This window comes from Ilyomonas limi (genome assembly GCF_005233845.1).
GTDB classification, from domain to species: domain Bacteria; phylum Bacteroidota; class Bacteroidia; order Chitinophagales; family Chitinophagaceae; genus Ilyomonas; species Ilyomonas limi.
Genome location: NZ_SZQL01000002.1, coordinates 233920 through 247639 on the forward strand (window position 1 = coordinate 233920; position 13720 = coordinate 247639).

The 13720-nt window shown below is 40.3% G+C and carries 13 protein-coding genes; 11 read left to right on the top strand and 2 right to left on the bottom strand.

All coding sequences use genetic code 11. The features are described 5' to 3' along the window. Positions 1-72 precede the first annotated feature (72 nt). Complete coding sequence (locus tag FC093_RS04405; RefSeq protein WP_137260536.1) at positions 73-2319, bottom strand: cation:proton antiporter; 2247 nt, start codon at positions 2317-2319, stop codon at positions 73-75. Between the two features lie 1326 nt (positions 2320-3645). Between FC093_RS04405 and FC093_RS04410 the strand changes: the two genes are divergently transcribed. The 9 genes from FC093_RS04410 (at position 3646) to FC093_RS04450 (ending at position 10070) form a co-directional block, all read left to right on the top strand. Further along, complete coding sequence (locus tag FC093_RS04410; RefSeq protein WP_137260537.1) at positions 3646-3933, top strand: hypothetical protein; 288 nt, start codon at positions 3646-3648, stop codon at positions 3931-3933. A 16-nt stretch (positions 3934-3949) separates the two neighbouring features. After that, a complete protein-coding gene (locus tag FC093_RS04415) occupies positions 3950-4171 on the top strand; it encodes a hypothetical protein (protein WP_137260538.1) in 222 nt (73 codons plus the stop codon). Positions 4172-4189: 18 nt separating this feature from the next. Next, on the top strand, positions 4190-4627 hold the full coding sequence (locus FC093_RS04420; RefSeq protein ID WP_137260539.1) for an Hsp20/alpha crystallin family protein: 438 nt from the start codon (positions 4190-4192) through the stop codon (positions 4625-4627). 111 nt (positions 4628-4738) lie between these two features. Beyond that, positions 4739-5206: an anthrone oxygenase family protein gene (locus FC093_RS04425; protein WP_137260540.1), complete on the top strand. Its 468-nt coding sequence runs from the start codon at positions 4739-4741 to the stop codon at positions 5204-5206. Positions 5207-5273: 67 nt separating this feature from the next. Next, on the top strand, positions 5274-5786 hold the full coding sequence (locus tag FC093_RS04430; protein WP_262711013.1) for a nucleoside deaminase: 513 nt from the start codon (positions 5274-5276) through the stop codon (positions 5784-5786). A gap of 207 nt (positions 5787-5993) precedes the next feature. Beyond that, the gene (locus tag FC093_RS04435) at positions 5994-7019 is read left to right on the top strand and encodes a rod shape-determining protein (RefSeq protein ID WP_137260541.1); all 1026 of its coding nucleotides are present in this window, start codon (positions 5994-5996) and stop codon (positions 7017-7019) included. Between the two features lie 250 nt (positions 7020-7269). After that, positions 7270-8127, top strand: coding sequence for a rod shape-determining protein MreC (mreC, locus tag FC093_RS04440; protein ID WP_137260542.1), 858 nt, complete (start codon positions 7270-7272; stop codon positions 8125-8127). Next, positions 8124-8657, top strand: coding sequence for a rod shape-determining protein MreD (locus FC093_RS04445; protein WP_137260543.1), 534 nt, complete (start codon positions 8124-8126; stop codon positions 8655-8657). Before mreC ends, FC093_RS04445 begins: the two co-directional genes overlap by 4 nt. 294 nt (positions 8658-8951) lie before the next feature. Continuing rightward, positions 8952-10070, top strand: coding sequence for a DUF5005 domain-containing protein (locus FC093_RS04450; RefSeq protein WP_137260544.1), 1119 nt, complete (start codon positions 8952-8954; stop codon positions 10068-10070). Positions 10071-10122: 52 nt separating this feature from the next. Here the strand turns inward: FC093_RS04450 and FC093_RS04455 are convergent, their stop codons facing one another. Further along, on the bottom strand, positions 10123-10674 hold the full coding sequence (locus tag FC093_RS04455; RefSeq protein ID WP_137260545.1) for a cupin domain-containing protein: 552 nt from the start codon (positions 10672-10674) through the stop codon (positions 10123-10125). A gap of 647 nt (positions 10675-11321) precedes the next feature. On the opposite strand from FC093_RS04455, the gene FC093_RS04460 reads away from it, so the two are divergent. Continuing rightward, positions 11322-12323 (top strand): SDR family oxidoreductase, encoded by a 1002-nt coding sequence (locus FC093_RS04460; protein ID WP_137260546.1) that lies wholly within the window; start codon positions 11322-11324, stop codon positions 12321-12323. Positions 12324-12451: 128 nt separating this feature from the next. Further along, the gene (locus tag FC093_RS04465; RefSeq protein ID WP_137260547.1) at positions 12452-13489 is read left to right on the top strand and encodes a threonine aldolase family protein; all 1038 of its coding nucleotides are present in this window, start codon (positions 12452-12454) and stop codon (positions 13487-13489) included. Positions 13490-13720: the final 231 nt, after the last annotated feature.

Consider the following 13720-nt stretch of genomic DNA (forward strand, 5'->3'; position numbering starts at 1 on the left):
TTATTTTCATGGTTCAAACCTAACACATGTATAATTGGCTTTTGCATAGCATTTGAATAATTATTAATAACATTACTGTATGCTTTCCTTCTTTTTATCAAATTGCGCAAGAAAGCCTTTTATTCTCTTTTTGTTTGCTACAATAAACAAGTTATCATTTTCCTGAAGTATTGTTTCAGACTCAGGATTTAAAAGCCGCTCATTGTTTCTTTCGATGCCCACGACCAATGCATTTGCTTTTTCCCGAATCCCCGTTTCGCGGATGGTTTTGCCAATAAGTGCATTGTCTTCATTAAGCGTATAAGTATAAAGCTCTACATCAACAATATCGCTAAGCGGCTCTGTTATTTCGGGACGAATGAGCACTTTTAGCCGTTGTATCTGAAGGTCTGTTCCCAATACCAAAAGTTCATCATTGGGAAAAATCATTTGCTCTTTTCCGGGGGCTGCAATTTGATAATCGCCCCGCTTTATCGTAACGATATTTATACCGATTATCTCCCGCCATCTCAACTCCAGCAGGGTTTTACCCACACAGGCAGCTGTAGGCGGAACAATAATCGGGGTAATGTGTGCATTCCATGGCGCTAATTCGTTTCGGTTAAGCCTGGAGGTTTCAATTTCCCGTTCATTAAAATTACTAACAAACCGGGTTTCCAGCCTTGTGTAAAAAGCCTGTATTTTTTTAGAGAAAATAATAAGCACAGCAATAGTAACCGCAGTGAAGATAATACCGGTATAAATATTAAAGAAACGGTGCAGCAGGAAACCGATAAAAAAAGCAACTAAAGCAAGCCTCAATAATCTTATAGTATAATACACGCCTTTGTACTGGTAGGTATCAATTATTTTACGGTAAACTTCGGTCGGTGTTCGAATGGCTAGTGCCCATAAAAAAGGACTAAGGATAAAAAGGGTAAGCAAACAAGCTACAATCTTTAAGGCTAAAGAATTACCATTCGCAAATTTTTCAATCCATGGTTCGATATACAAAGAGGAGAAAATGGTAATAGCTATGATAATAATACTTAGCAATACAATATTAATAATGGCTGTGCGTATGAACGTCCGCCATTCATTTGTTTGCGAAGCCCTGTTTGTTTCGGTGCTGTATTTGTTTAAACGGTTAATGACCGCTTTTGGCAGTAGTTTTTCAAGCCATTGATAAACATAACCTGATGATTTAATAAGATAAGGTGTTGCAAATGTTGTAATAGCAGAAGCACCTACCGCAACAGGAAACAGGAATGCCGAAGTTACACCTAAAGACAACCCAAGTGTTGCCACTATAAAGGCAAATTCACCGATCTGCGCCATACTCATACCCACTTGAACCGACTGCCTGAGCGGCTGCCCCGAAAGCAATGCACCCAGCGTAGTGCTGAAAAGTTTACCAATTAATGTAAGCAGTGTAACCCACAAGATAGGCTGCGCATATTCAACCATTGCTTTCGGGTCAATCAACATACCCACCGATGTAAAGAATATAGCTCCGAATAAATCTTTAACCGGCTTTAAGAGGTGTTCCACCTTTTCTGCAGAAGTAGTTTCGGCAATGATAGACCCCATAACAAAAGCTCCCAACTCGGCTGAAAATCCGGCAACTGTAGCTAATACTACCATGCCGAGGCAAAGTGCAAGGGATAGAATGAGCAGGATTTCTTCGTTGACCAGTTTTGCAACTCTTTTTAGAAAAGTGGGTAGCAAAAAGATGCCCGCCAGAAACCATAGACTCAGGAAAAACAACAGCTTAAGCACGGTCAGCAACATAGCTGTGCCTTCGAACACCCTTGTTACTGCCAAAGTAGAGAGCAGTACCATCAGCAAAATGACCACTATATCTTCCACAATCAGCACCCCGAAGACAATGCTGGCGAATTTTTTTGTCTTTACGCCTAACTCATCAAAAGCACGGAGAATAATGGTAGTGGAGGAACTGGCCAACATACCACCTAAGAAGAGGCTATCCATCGTAGCCCATCCCATCATCTTACCTAAAAAATAACCGGCAACGGTAATAAAAACGATTTCAATTAAGGCAGTGATAGAAGCAGCGCCGCCAACCCTTATTAACTTTTTAAAACTAAACTCCAATCCGAGGCTGAAAAGAAGAAAAATCACACCTATTTCGGCTAAAGTCTCTACATTTTCTTTATCAGCAATAGTGGGTGTAAATGTGAAATAGGGACCTACAATAAAACCTGCAATAATATAGCCTAATACCAGCGGCTGTTTCAGCCATTTAAAAATTAATGTGCTAATGGCTGCAGCCCCCAATATCAAGGCAAGATCGGTGATAAGATGTGGTAAATGCCCCATAGCTTAAATTTTTTATTTTAATTGGTTAATGTTTTTATACTTTTTATTCAGTCATACCATAGCCAGCCTTTCTTTTCAGGTGTTGGCCATGTAGTAACTGTTTGATCTTAATAGTGTAAGAATTGCTCTGTCGCAGCTTGTTAATGCTTCATCACTACCTAATCTGCGCGGTAAAACGCACGTACTTTTTGACCTTTTGTTTGATGTGAACGCTTCCTCGCAACAGATAACTTTTATCCTCCAGATAGTATCAAGATAATATAAATCCTGCAAAAGCGTAGCACCTTTAATGATTAAACTCTCTGTTTTTTATCATTCACAACATCAATTGATGGACAAGGCTTTTATAAATAGAAATGCTTTTGCTTACCTGATGGCTTCATGCAGGTAAATAGAAAATTAATTCCGTACTTTCTCTTTCGGTTTTGCGTGAATGACTTTGGATGATTACGACAATCAATACAGCCCAATAGTGCTATTATCAATTGTAGCCCTATTAAATTGTTCAGGTAAATACGATAATATTAAGGTGGTCGTATTTATACCATTAAAAATGATTTATCTTATTCCAAAACAATAATTACCAGAAATAATGATTGGGAAATAGGAGTAGCCTGACTAAAGGTACACAGACTGGAAACTGGTTTATATTTGAATGTTTTTCCAATTGATCATGCAACCAGTTATTAGGGCTATCCTGGCTTGTTAAGTCGGGCAAAGCCTTCTGGTCTAACACCTTGAAAGCAATACAATTAAAGTGAAAGAGTTGTGTAACATTGGCAGGCTGATCCTGATGCAAGGGGAAAGGAAATATATTCGAACTTTCCTTACGGTATTCAGTTTTTGTAATAACAGCCGCCTTTGCCTGCGAAGAAATGTATCCTAAAAGGTACAGCAAAGGAACACATATAACAAAAACTTGCTTCATGCTACAAATTTAACTCTTATAAATAAATAGCCTTTCAAAATAAAGTTTAAAGTATCACCTTACAGATGAAGGGTAAGGTGATTAAAACACATAGCACTCAATGCTAAGAATGGGAAGAAGGCAAGAATATATGCGGGAAGGATGCAGGATAGTGTTTAAGATTCAAACGCATGAGTCACGCATATATAATTAATAGTTGAACACTTTATACAACCATATATCATACTGCTTAATCAGGAGTGTTATCATACTTCGCTATAAAACACACTTTCAATTACCTATTGTTTTTTTTTGAATACCCTGAGCCTGAAATTTGGTTTTCGCCGCTCTGAAAAATATTAATACCATTTAAAGTAATTCCTCCCATCGTTCGTCTTCCTTACAAAAACAAACAAATTATGAACATTATCAAACCTATTATCGCAGGCATACTCATAGGCGCAGCCTTATTTTTTATGCCATTCTTTTTTATACGGTTCATTTTATTTTTCCTCATTATCGGCGCCATTTTCCGCTTCTTTATCGGTGGGCGTTTTCGTGGTTACAGGCGCAGCTTCGACACAGGTTTCACCGATAATATCCGCAGTATGAGTGATGAAGAATACAGCCGTTTTAAACAAAATTTAAATCAAGGTTGTGGTTATCATAATTATAACAGAACACAATCCGCCACCAATCCACAATAATTAAAACATAGTAATCATGAAACGGGGTACGCGATTTTTTATAGGCTTTGCAGCAGCCATCATCACCTATGCAAGCCTTACTGCTTTTATAGGTCCGCGCTATCATTTTGGCTGGTACCACGATTATGGCAGAGGATATTACCATCGTTGGCATTCTCATCTCCCCTACTGGCAACAGCCACCTTATGGGCCACCACCAGATAGTTTTTATACTCAGCCACCACAACACAATTATTAATTTTAAAACAACAAGTATATGTATTCACAATGCAACACAGCAGGCAGCAGACCCGCATTCCACAAGTATGGGCATTTTACACGCCAGCGGTTTGGCAACCATCCGTGGGCAACAGGCTTCAGGCGGCCAAAGTACAATGTGCCTGTTAATATTGTTGACAATGCCGGTAGCTACGAAGTGCATGTATATGCAACAGGCTTTGCCAAAGAAAACATCAGGCTTTCGGTAGCCGATGGCGTATTGTACATCAGCGGTACGCGTGAAGTGGATGAAAACTATTTGCCCAACTTCAGCCTGCAGGAATATCCCATCAAATCATTCGAGCGTGTAATTGCTTTGAATGAACAGGTAGATACTGCTAATATTAGTGCAAAGCAGGAAAATGGTGTGCTTCTTATTACATTACCTAAAACACCCGAAGCACAAAAGCCGGCACAGGAAGTAAAGATTGAGTAAGCTCTTTTTGACAGGTAATATGGCAATTACGAATGTTTTAAAGAGGATAAATGATGATTGTTGAACAATTGTGCTCATCAAACAATTTGTATTCATATAAATATTATCAACATGAAACATTCATTTATTTGTCTTAGCGCATTATTTCTGTTGATGCTGATAACTGGTGTCTTTTGGGGAACCTGGTTTACACTTACCCGCTCTATTGAAGATTTTTCTGCAGCAGAATTCATCCATATAGGTAAAGTAATTATTGCAAATGTGGCAGTACCCATGCGCATAATTATGCCTGCAGGTATATTACTCATGCTGTTATCGCTATGGCAGTATAAGGATAAAAAGTCTGCAGGCTTTTATGCAGGACTGCTTTCGTTTGTTTTAATTATCATCGTACTGCTGGTTACCTTATTGATACTTGTGCCTGTTGATAACAGGATACAACAATGGACAACAGCCATCATACCACATAACTGGGAAGACATCCGTGATAAATGGGATACTTTCCATACGGTACGCACATTTGCTTCCCTGGCAAGTTTTGCACTCTTTTCATGGTCTGTGGTAACGGCCGGTAAATAACTCCCGCAATCTGCATTATCAATAATAATGTGCCAGACAGCCGGTATTTATATGTCAAAAGCTAAAAATGCAACTACACAATGTGGTTGCTTTTTTATTGCAACATTGCTGGAATAACTACTTTAGCGGCATGTTGCCGCACAGCCATGAGTTTTTTATGCAATATGCCTTACGCGAAGCACACAACGCTTACGAAAAAGATGAAGTGCCGGTGGGCGCTGTGATAGTCATTAATAATAAAATAATAGCGCGCGCCCACAACCAGGTAGAGCTTTTAAAAGATCCAACAGCACATGCCGAAATATTAGCCATTACTTCGGCCTGCAACGCTATTGGTGCCAAATACCTGCCCGGCGCTACCTTGTACGTAACGGTTGAGCCCTGCCTCATGTGTTGCGGTGCAGCGTACTGGAGCAAAATAGGTGGCATTGTATATGGCACCGGTGATGATAAAAATGGCTACAAACATATAACACAAGACCAATGGCCTTTTCACCCAAAAACTACATTGACCAACGGTGTTTTGGAACACGAATGTGCACAGTTGATGAAAGACTTTTTTAGGGCTAAACGCCGGTGAACGGAGAAAGGTACTGCTGAACAAAACAGGAAATCAAAAGTTGATGTGTTATTCTCTTATTGATAATCAATAATGTGTATTCAAAAAGGTTGTTAATTTCTTTTACCTGCGAAAATTGCTTTGCACACTTTGTTTATTCAGTTTATTTCGTACAATTTTGCAGCCTTATCAATCAGCATTTCAAAATTTTTTTATCCACTAATATAAATGGCACTCTTTAATTTATTTACGCAGGAAATAGCGATGGACTTGGGTACCGCAAATACCCTGATTATACATAACGAAGAAATTGTAGTAAACGAGCCTTCCATAGTTGCGCTCAACCGCAACAATCCTAAAGAAGTACTGGCAGTAGGCAAGCGCGCGCTGCTGATGCACGAAAAAACACACGAAAGCATTCGCACCGTTCGCCCGCTGAAAGATGGCGTAATTGCCGACTTTAACGCTGCCGAACTGATGATAAGGGAAATGATCAAAATGATTTATCCCAAAAAACCACTTTTTCCACCAAGCTGGCGCATGATGATTTGCATACCATCGAGCATTACCGAAGTGGAAAAACGTGCAGTGCGCGACAGTGCAGAACAGGCAGGCGCTAAAGAAGTGTATTTACTGCACGAACCTATGGCAGCCGCTATAGGTATTGGTATAGATGTAGAAGAGCCGGTGGGTAATATGATTATTGATATTGGCGGTGGTACAACCGGCATTACGGTGATTGCATTGGCAGGTATTGTGTGCGACCAGAGTATCCGTGTAGCGGGTGATGAGTTTACAATGGATATTATGGAAGCATTGCGCCGCTATCACAGCTTACTCATTGGTGAGCGTACTGCCGAGCAGATAAAAATACAGATTGGCGCTGCCATGAAAGATCTGGAAACACCGCCGGACGATTTGCCTGTAAATGGCCGGGATTTGGTAACCGGTATTCCTAAGCAAATTATGGTGAGTTACCAGGAAATAGCCGAAGCGCTGGATAAAAGCATCTTTAAAATTGAAGAAGCAGTTTTAAAAGCGCTGGAAACTACGCCGCCTGAACTTGCTGCCGATATTTACCGCAGGGGCTTGTATCTTACCGGCGGCGGCGCGTTGCTCCGTGGATTGGATAAACGTTTAAGCCAGAAAATAAAACTGCCGGTGCACATAGCCGAAGACCCGCTGAAAAGCGTAGTGCGCGGTACCGGTATCGCTTTAAAACATTATCAGCGTTATCCGTTTATCATGAGATAACATTATTAATAAACGAAAGACAAGATACAAGTATCAGCATTGAAGAAAAAACAAACAGTTACTCACGATAGATGGAATATATAACAGAAAAATGAATTGTTTAAAGCAAATACATTTATCAATATTCAGTTATGTTTTAAATCTTTCAAAAACGCACTAAACCTCGCGGCCTGTTCTCTGTCTCTTGTTTCTTGAATCTTAATTCTTGTGCCTCGTTTTTTGAACCTTGTACTTTGATTTTTGCTCGTTCATGCGTAATATTATTCTTTTCATCAGGCGCTTTTTTGTACTGTTTATATTCCTGCTGCTGCAGGTACTAAGCATTGCTATACTGGTAAAGTACAACCGCACTTACGAGGCAGCTTTTGCCAATAATGCTAACGAAATAATTGGCAGAATAGATAAGCAATATAACAAAGTGCATGAATATTTTACCCTAAAGAAAACAAACGAACAACTGGCACAGCAAAACAGGGAATTGCTTAACCTGCTCAAGAGCGAATATGGCGGTGCTGATACTGCTTCTTTCTTCAAAATAGATTCATTATTGCGCGATACTTTGGGACGTGTGCAGCGGTTTCATTTTTTAGAAGCACGCGTGGTCAACAACTCGGTTAACGAAGAGAATAATTACATTACCATCAGCCGCGGCGCCAAACAGGGCGTAAAGAAAGATATGGGTGTACTTGGGGCTAATGGCGTTGTAGGACGTGTGATTTTAGTGAGTGATAACTACAGTGTTATTATGAGTATGCTCAACCGTAATTCCAAGATAAGTGCCCGATTGAAAAATGATACTGCCAGTAATAGTTCGGTAGATTGGGATGGCAGAAATCCATCTTACGTAACGCTGCACAACGTATCGAAAAGTGCGAAAGTAAAGAAGGGCGATACGGCTGTTACCAGCAACTTTTCCACCACATTTCCGCAGGGGCTGATGGTAGGAACAGTGTATGATATTGCCACCGACCCGTCCAGCAATTTTTATGTGCTTCGCCTTAAAACTGCAGCCAATTTTTACAACCTGCAATACGTTTATTTAATAGAAAATACGCAATGGACAGAGCAACATGCCCTGGAAGCGCAAATACCTAAAAACGAAAGATGAGCAGCTTGCTGAAAAATATTATCCGTTTTGTATTATTTATATTGGTGCAGGCTTTTGTACTCAATAAAGTACCGGCATTGCACCACTTTGTAAAGCCGTGGCTGTATTTCTTATTTATCTTATGGCTCCCCTTTAGCTTGCCACGCTTAGCCGTACTGACAGTAGCTTTTATTTTTGGGCTTAGCATGGACTATTTTATGGGAACGCCTGGCTTGCATGCTGCACCATGTGTACTCATTGCTTACCTGCGGCCTTTTGTTTTAAACCTCTTATTACCACAGGAAAAAACAGAATTCAGCTATGCCGAACCAAGTATTAAAAGCTTGGGATTTACGCCGTACTTAGTGTATGTATTGCTGCTTACACTTATCCATAATGCATATCTTATTTTTATAGAGTGGATGCAATTTGGCGACTTTTTGTATTTTATTGGAAAAGTAGGGGGCACTACCGTAATAAGTGTGTTGCTGATCTTTATAACCGAGATGCTTTTTCCGCGCAAAGCACGTTATAGAACTAATGCGGCTTAGTGTGCTTGTGTTTGAACCATTTAGGCATAAAGAAGAATAAAAAAAACCTATATATTTCCATTTCTTCACTATAAAGCGTTCTACTTCTTAAGTAGAACAATCAGTTCCCTTATAAATATACTTTCTGAAACCTGTTGCTGTTTGGGTTAACGCTGTTGTATGCACAGAAAATTTGTATTTTTTCTGTTAGAAGATTACAAGCAATTAATGCATTCATTATGGCTATGTAATAATAGTAGGCTTTTTATTATAATATAAAATACCCTATCTTACAGGCAAATTACCAACCAACTCATGAGTAAGTTCTTAAAACTGTTCAGTATTGCCGCCATATTATTAACTGCCTGCAACAAGCAAATAACAGATAAGCCTGCGCTGCAAACTGCCGGCGAAACAACATCATTACAAAATGCAAACACACTCGCTGCAACCGCAACGCGGGCAACTTATTTCAACGACTTATTTACACGATATAAAGCCGGCGAATGGACGGGTGGTGATGTAGCTTTTTCGTTGTTACTGCCCGATGGCAGGTCTATGTGGCTGTGGGGCGATTCGTTTGTAGATACGGTGTATGCAGATCGTCATCGCCCTTTCGATCCTTTTATTCATAACTCTATTGTACTTACCGACCCGCAAGGTTTGTTTACTACGTTATACAAAGGAACAGCAAACAAGCCTAAGCCCTTCTTCAATGCGAAAGACCCCTATTTTTATTGGCCCAACTGTGCTTTTATAAATAAGCAAAAAACCAAAGTATATGTAATGATGGTGCGTGTAAAAGCGACCGGCGAAGGCGGCATATTTGGTTTTGAAACAACGGGTAATGCTGTTGCAGTATTAAGCCTGCCCGATATGACACTCCAAAGGATAACTGTAATGACAACCAGCAACAAAATAAACTGGTCTTCGGCTGCCTTTACCGAAGGTAATTACGTGTACATATACGGCGCCGAAGGCACCAGCACTTTTCCCAACACCAAGTACATGCATGTAATGCGCACGGCTGTTGGCAACCCTTTTAAAAAAGTAGAGTTTTATACCGGTAGCGGCTGGAGCACCGACATAACAGCAAGTGCAAGACTGCAGGGCGGTGTATCAGAACAATATTCTGTATTTAAATACAGCAATAAATATTACTTGCTATCACAGGAAGGCATATTGCTAAGCAGCAATATTTATATATGGGATGCAGCCAGTCCTGTTGGTCCGTTTACGCGTAAGCGCAAAGTATATACAACACCCGAAACACAAGGCAACATTATAACTTATAATGCTACTGCGCATACCCAATTTACACAAAACGGAGAATTGCTGGTTGGCTATTGCACCAACAGTTTAAGCGGAACTGATATTTGGACAAATGCCGATAATTACCGACCTTATTTTGTTTGGCTGAGCGGCTGGCAATAGCTGCGTTATAAATGAGGCTATAAGTGAACCAGCATAAATTGTGCAGGTTTCGTTAGTCCAGATATTGCTTATACATGGGTTTGTAACCGGTCATGTAAGCAAATGGCGTAAGCAGCATGAATATTATTTTTTGCATGGCATAAGCAGGTTTTGCTATCCTGAATACATTTGAGAAATTGCTGGCAGTAAGCGCTGTTTGCAATATGCCGGGTCTTCCGTTTGCATCGGTTTTATCATCAGCAGCCAGCCCCGACAGTGTTTCAAAAAAGTATTCAAAATTAAGTGCTGGTCTTATTTGCCAGTTCATCACTGCTTTTTCATCCGAATCATTCCACATTGCATGCACGGTGTTTGGAGCTATATGCAGTTGCTCGCCTGCCCGTAACACGCTTAGTTCGCCGTTTATTCTAACAGTTATTTGTCCTGCCAATACTTTAAAGTCTTCGTGCTGGCTGGGGTGATAGTGCGCTACAGGCTCTTTGGAGTTGGCACTAAAGATAGCTTCCATTTCGAGGAGCGCACCATTGGTATCTTTACTTGTTTGCAAAAAACAAATGTCTTGCCCTGTTTTTACATTACGGATAATCTTGTGTTTGTAAGCCATGTTTTTTAGGTTTAAGAATAGGGAAATAATTATTTTAAAAGATACAAAATTGCCTCATCCGTACGCATAACAAAACAATAAGTGAACACCGGAAAGATAAAAAAGTTTAGTGGCAAAAGACGGGTGAGAAAGGCTGTTCTACGCAAAAAGGTTCTAAACTTTTTAAACGGTTCAGAACCTTGTTTTTAAGGCATATCCACCACTTTGAACAGCTTATTATTCCACGCTTTTAAGCAGATCAACCGAGTTCCATTAAATATTGCTTGGCAAAACAACATAACCATTTTCGATGCTGAAGAAGTTATGGATGGCGTGTAAAATCTTTTTCATATTTAAGTGTTTTATTGGTTAATGAATCATTTGTATATAGGATGTTACACGCTGATTTTAATTTAATGACACTTATCTAAAACTGTGTTAAACAGATAACATTATCTATTATCGTGAAGTCGTTTAATTAACTCGCTATTATATAAACATTCTTAATAACAATACAATTAACCAGCATATCGCTTATGCCACAGGCGCCCTTCATACATGCTTCATTCAGTATTATTTTATTTATTGGTACTTACAAAAAACAAAAGATACCATTTAGCTAATGGCTCAAATGTTGTACAGATGTATGCTGCTAAATACATTATTATATGGCTACAGGCTTCAATAAACCATTGCAGGAAAAAGTAGTAGTGATTACCGGAGCTACCAGTGGTGCCGGCCGCGCTGCTGCACTCGAATTCGCAAAGCGTCAATGCACGCTTATACTGGCAGCCCGCAACGGAGCAGCATTAAACGATATTGCTGCCGAATGCGAAACATTTGGTGCCAGCGTTAAAACCGTTCCCACCGATGTAACAGATGCCAATGCTGTAAAAGCATTGGCTACCGAAGCTGCTGCATTTGGTGGTACATTAGATGTATGGGTTAATAATGCCGCGGTGCTTGCCGTAGGCGAGTTTACACATACGCCTGTAGAAGTACACAAGCGCGTGATAGAAACTAATTTATTAGGCTATTTATACGGCGCTTATGCTGCACTGCCTTATTTTAAGCAACAACAGCAAGGCATTCTTATCAACAACATATCTATTGGCGGTTATATGCCGGTGCCATATGGCATTGCCTACTCTGCCAGCAAGTATGGTGTGCGTGCTTTTACAGAGGCGTTGCGTGGCGAATTGTATGGCTATAAACATATTCATATATGCAATTTATATCCTGCTTTTCTGGATACGCCTGGCACACAACATGCGGCTAATTATACAGGTGTTATACTCAAGCCTGCACCGCCTGTTTTCGATCCGATGCGCATAGCAAAAGCTATGGTAAAACTGGCACAGCAGCCAAAGCCTTCTTCTATGGTAACGGGTTTGTCGCCTTTAATCAAACTGGGTTATCAACTGGCACCCGGACTTACAAGGCGCATTGCTGCTACCGTGCTTACCACTTACTTTAAAAATGCCGAACCGGCCTTGCCATCCAGCGGCAATGTGTTTGAACCCGTAGAATATGGCACCAGCATTTACGGTGGCTGGAACTCGCCGGCTGATGCGGAAGTGCGCAGAAAACGTATTACCACCGCAGCCATTCTGCTTACTGCTGCCGTAGGCGGATGGATGTTGCTGAGTAAAAGAAAAAGTCTCGGCTGATATCACCATGTTTTATTATAAGTGTCATAACAGGTAAAATCGTTTGCATTTTGCTATCTAAACAGCTTTTGCAAAACGTATTCGCCACCACCTACTTTTGCGTATTATTTTTAAATACGCCAATACTTATGAAGGATACCTATTTGTCACTTGCGAGCGAAAACTATGCAGGCGTTCATCCCGATATTTTAAATGCCATTATCCAATGTAACAGCGGGCATCAACGCTCGTATGGCAATGATAATTATACAGCCAAAGCAAGAGCGGTTATGAAAGCACAATTTGGTGAGGATGCCGAAATACATTTTGTGCTGAATGGCACTGGCGCCAATGTATTTGCATTAAGTACAATGACGCGCTCTTACAATGCCATCATCTGTTCCGATATGGCACATGTATTTGTAAGCGAATCCACAGCGGTAGAAGCTTTTACCGGGTGTCGTTTATTACTGGTAAAAACAAAAGACGGCAAAATTATTCCGCAGGAATTGGAGCAAGCTATTACGCGGATTGGCGATATACATTTTCCGCAGGCTAAAGTGCTAACCATTACGCAACCTACTGAATATGGTACTGTTTATACCTTAGAAGAAATGAAAGAACTGGTAGCTATTGCACGAAAAAGCAATTTATATGTACACATTGATGGCGCACGATTGTTTAATGCGGCGGTGGCACTGGACTGTAGCTTAAAAGAAGCGGTAGCAAGTGCAGATGCAGTGTCATTAGGCGGCACCAAAGCCGGTATGATGATAGGCGAAGCAGTTATTTTTTTAAATAAAGACTTATACAACGAAAGCGGCTATTTGCTGAAGCGCAGTATGCAGCTGGCTTCCAAAATGCGCTTTATTTCCTGCCAGTTTGAAGCAATGCTAAGCAATGATTTATGGAAAAAAATAGCCACGCATACCAATGCCATGGCAAAGCTGCTGGCGAAAGGCTTGCAACAATTTGAAGAAGTTCAAATTACGCAGCCGGTAGATACCAATGCCGTATTCGCCATTTTACCTAAACCCTGGTATGATGCTTTACAAAGTGTAATGCCATTTTATATTTGGGACGAAGCAATAAACGAAGCAAGACTGATATGTTCTTTTGATATACAGGAAGAAGACATTAATAGGTTTATTGAAGCAATAAGAGGATTGAAGAAGGAGGGGAGATAAGGCAGTTTAGGAATAAAGCCGTTTAAAGTTGTAGCTATGATGCTGCAAATGCTCGCCAAAAGCTGCATCAATCTATTCATAAAACAGCAGATAAAAAGCAGAAGCAATCTATATACTCTTTGAAGAAGAGTTAGCAACAGGCGGATGGGAATACACAGCAACTTTCTGGACTGAATTAGATAAACAATAGCAATACTATCAGGATGGTGGCAAGCTGGTAAATGCAGATGA

Bases quoted from the DNA above. Each gene is read 5' to 3' on its own strand.
- FC093_RS04465 (WP_137260547.1), top strand. From the start codon at position 12,452: ATGAAGGATACCTATTTGTCACTTGCGAGCGAAAACTATGCAGGCGTT.
- mreC (WP_137260542.1), top strand. From the start codon at position 7,270: ATGCGTAATATTATTCTTTTCATCAGGCGCTTTTTTGTACTGTTTATA.
- FC093_RS04455 (WP_137260545.1), bottom strand. From the start codon at position 10,674: ATGGCTTACAAACACAAGATTATCCGTAATGTAAAAACAGGGCAAGAC.
- FC093_RS04425 (WP_137260540.1), top strand. From the start codon at position 4,739: ATGAAACATTCATTTATTTGTCTTAGCGCATTATTTCTGTTGATGCTG.
- FC093_RS04415 (WP_137260538.1), top strand. From the start codon at position 3,950: ATGAAACGGGGTACGCGATTTTTTATAGGCTTTGCAGCAGCCATCATC.
- FC093_RS04450 (WP_137260544.1), top strand. From the start codon at position 8,952: ATGAGTAAGTTCTTAAAACTGTTCAGTATTGCCGCCATATTATTAACT.
- FC093_RS04410 (WP_137260537.1), top strand. From the start codon at position 3,646: ATGAACATTATCAAACCTATTATCGCAGGCATACTCATAGGCGCAGCC.
- FC093_RS04420 (WP_137260539.1), top strand. From the start codon at position 4,190: ATGTATTCACAATGCAACACAGCAGGCAGCAGACCCGCATTCCACAAG.
- FC093_RS04435 (WP_137260541.1), top strand. From the start codon at position 5,994: ATGGCACTCTTTAATTTATTTACGCAGGAAATAGCGATGGACTTGGGT.
- FC093_RS04405 (WP_137260536.1), bottom strand. From the start codon at position 2,319: ATGGGGCATTTACCACATCTTATCACCGATCTTGCCTTGATATTGGGG.
- FC093_RS04430 (WP_262711013.1), top strand. From the start codon at position 5,274: ATGCAACTACACAATGTGGTTGCTTTTTTATTGCAACATTGCTGGAAT.
- FC093_RS04460 (WP_137260546.1), top strand. From the start codon at position 11,322: ATGGCTACAGGCTTCAATAAACCATTGCAGGAAAAAGTAGTAGTGATT.
- FC093_RS04445 (WP_137260543.1), top strand. From the start codon at position 8,124: ATGAGCAGCTTGCTGAAAAATATTATCCGTTTTGTATTATTTATATTG.